Genomic DNA, 2940 nt, shown 5'->3' with positions numbered 1-2940 from the left:
GTCCCATTTTTCGTCAACTGGAATTCATCAATGATTGGTAGGACTTGATCGAAATATTTATCCACATATTGTAAAAAAATAGGTTCAGCGGAACGATATTGAATCCCCTTTTTCGTAGAGAGCCACCAAGGAAATCCCCCAAAATCCCATTCTGCACAAATATATGGACCTGGTCTTGCAATGACATATAATCCTTTATCAGCGCATAATTTAAGAAAATGCGCTAAATCTTTGTCGCCAGAGAAATCCCATTCGCCTTCCTTCATCTCATGGAAATTCCACGGAATATAGGTTTCAACTGTATTACATCCACCAGCTTTGGCTTTTTCTAAAACATCATCCCACTCGGCCCTTGGAAGACGGAAGTAGTGGATGGCAGCAGATAAGATGAAGATTCTCTTATTATGAATCTTCCAACTTTTTTTATCATAGGTTATCATGATTTCCCTCCAAAATTGTCATGCCCCAAAACTCTTGGTAACAGTTTTATAGCTTAGTAGCAAACGGAACCCTGCCAGCATGTTAATTAGTCTGGTTAACAAGCCATTGAACAAATTTTATCGTCGTTGCTTTCTTTTGCGTATTGGATATGATCGCCATCATCTTATTGTCCGGATTGTATCCCGCACGACGAAGGAGTTCATTTCCGGTTAGATCCATTCCGTTTTTATCTGTTTTTTTGTCATTGTTCGCCTTTTTTATAAAATCCAAATCTTTAAAAGCTCCTTGTTTAGACAGTACTAAAAAGTCACTTCTATCAAGAACAATAATATCAATGTCTTTTGCAGCAACTTGGGCAAGCATTTTTTGATATAAATCCATATTATCCGGCGAGGTAAGAGTTCCATTTACTCGCCAAAAATTCAACTTAATTTCAGACTTCAAATCCGCCTTTAAAATCTCGGCAGAGGCTCTTTTTTGAAGTGCCTGCTGCTCCTTCTGTTCCATCATATTTCCGATAAAAGTAACATTTAATGCTGCCGGCTTTTCATGTTTAGTAAAAAAAACAAGAGGAATCAATATAGCAAGAACCAGTATCCCAGTTAAAATATGGGTTTTATAATGGTACCAAATGTTGTCTAACTTTTTTAGTAGTTGTGTCTTTATCATTTCCATCACCTTGGTTTTTGCTAAAAAATGAATGAATCATTACACAGGACCCTATTTGGTTATGATGAAAAACACTCCCCCGAAATTTTTCAGGGGATTGTATTCACCTTCATATTATTTTTTTACCCATTCACCATTTATTTTATTTTCTTCTAACAGCTTGTTAACATCCTCAATGACGTCTTTTCCGCCTTTAGACATATACTCTTCTACGAATTTATTCCAATCGGAAATTGGTCTTTGACCCACGATCATTTTGGTTAATTCATTCGAAGCATACTCATTTAAAGCAGCCATCTTGTCATTATATACATCCGAGTGAATACGGCCAACAGGGCTGATATAGAAATTAGATTTAGAAAGCATGTCATACATTACATTATTAAATTCTTTTGATTCAGGAGCTTTAGATTGTTTTGCATAATCCTCCAGAACTTTTTCACCACTAGCAAATCCACCTAGCTGCTCGTTGAATAGTGCTAATGGCGCATATTTACTATAATCATCTGTTTTTTCTGGCTGCCCATCAGTCATTTTATACCCTTTGCCTTCGCCGCCCATCGTCCAATCGAAATATTCATTATCGGGCTTTTGTTCATCTGCAGGTACATACTTAGCCATGTAGTCCATCATTTCAAATATTTTTTCAACCTTATTTTGGTCATTTTTCAATTTAGCGCTTAACATCCGAATTCGATAATAACCGCCGCCGTATACAAATCCAGATTCGCCATCAGGCTGCTGGAATGCAGGAATGGCAGCAATTTTTGCATCAGGAGCATTCTTCCTCAAAGTAGCCAAATCAAGATTATTAGGCTCTGCCCCTTTTTCTGTTCCTGGCTGTTCATACCAAATTCCAACCTTACCCGCATTAAAGTCTTTAAATACTTCATTATATTCTTTAATTGCCCAGTCTTTATCAAGCGCTCCAGCTTTAAACATTCTATTTATGGAAGTGATTTTATCTTTGCTGCCTTCAGAAATTTGTCCTGGAATTAGTTGACCATCTTTATTCTTATGGTACCAGCTATTACCCCAATAAGCACCAAAAGAAGGATCATAGGTAATTCCTTTGGCAAGGCCTAAGCCTACCGTGTCATTTTTGCCGTTTCCATCCGGATCCTGTGTAGCAAAGGCAATGGCAACCTTCTCTAATTCCTCAAAATTCGTAGGCATTTTTAAACCTAACTTATCAAGCCAGTCCTGGCGAATGATAGGTCTCTTTCCGCCAGCACTCGGAAAGAAAAGTGGAATCCCGTATATTTTCCCATCTACACTTACTGCATCCCAAACAGACTGTGGGATAGCTTTAAAGTTCTCATACTTCTTTACATAATCATTTAATGGTAAAAATGCACCTTGTTTTGCCCACTTGACATAATTTGTATCAACACCCTCTGTCCCAATCACATCTGGGATATCACCGGAAGCCATTTTCACTGTCAACTTATCATCATAAAGGTCAAAAGGTATATACTGCGGTTTAAAATCGATATTAAACTTTTTATTTAACGTTTTAACCGCTTCATTCCCTGGCTCAGGAACTGGATTCTCCCAAGAACCATCAAACCATGTGATCGATACTTTACCATTTTTGTTATCAGATGAGGCCTTATCATTTGGTGAACATGCGGCAAGAGATCCTGCCAAGAGAACAGTCGATAGAGTTACTGACAAAAATCGTTTCATCAATGCATTTCCCCCTAGTAAATTCTTCATTAAAATCGAATACTTTCATTGGTTAATCGACAAGGCTACTCTTTTACAGAGCCAAGCATCACTCCTTTCGCAAAATGTTTTTGTAAGAATGGATAGACAATCAGGATTGGC

3 protein-coding genes are annotated in these 2940 nt (G+C 37.7%); all 3 read right to left on the bottom strand.

Translation table 11 applies throughout. The features are described 5' to 3' along the window. The coding region (locus AC59HZ_RS31185) for a beta-galactosidase (protein WP_496549584.1) at window positions 1-440 on the bottom strand (440 nt) is incomplete at its 3' end. 82 nt (window positions 441-522) lie between these two features. Beyond that, complete coding sequence (locus AC59HZ_RS31180) at window positions 523-1110, bottom strand: hypothetical protein (RefSeq protein WP_496549583.1); 588 nt, start codon at window positions 1108-1110, stop codon at window positions 523-525. Between the two features lie 114 nt (window positions 1111-1224). Then, window positions 1225-2799: an extracellular solute-binding protein gene (locus AC59HZ_RS31175; protein WP_496549585.1), complete on the bottom strand. Its 1575-nt coding sequence runs from the start codon at window positions 2797-2799 to the stop codon at window positions 1225-1227. Window positions 2800-2940 lie beyond the last annotated feature (141 nt).

The organism is Neobacillus sp. DZ-9 (assembly GCF_059587065.1).
Note: the sequence above shows the minus strand (reverse complement) of the source record. Positions and strands in the feature narration are given on the sequence as shown.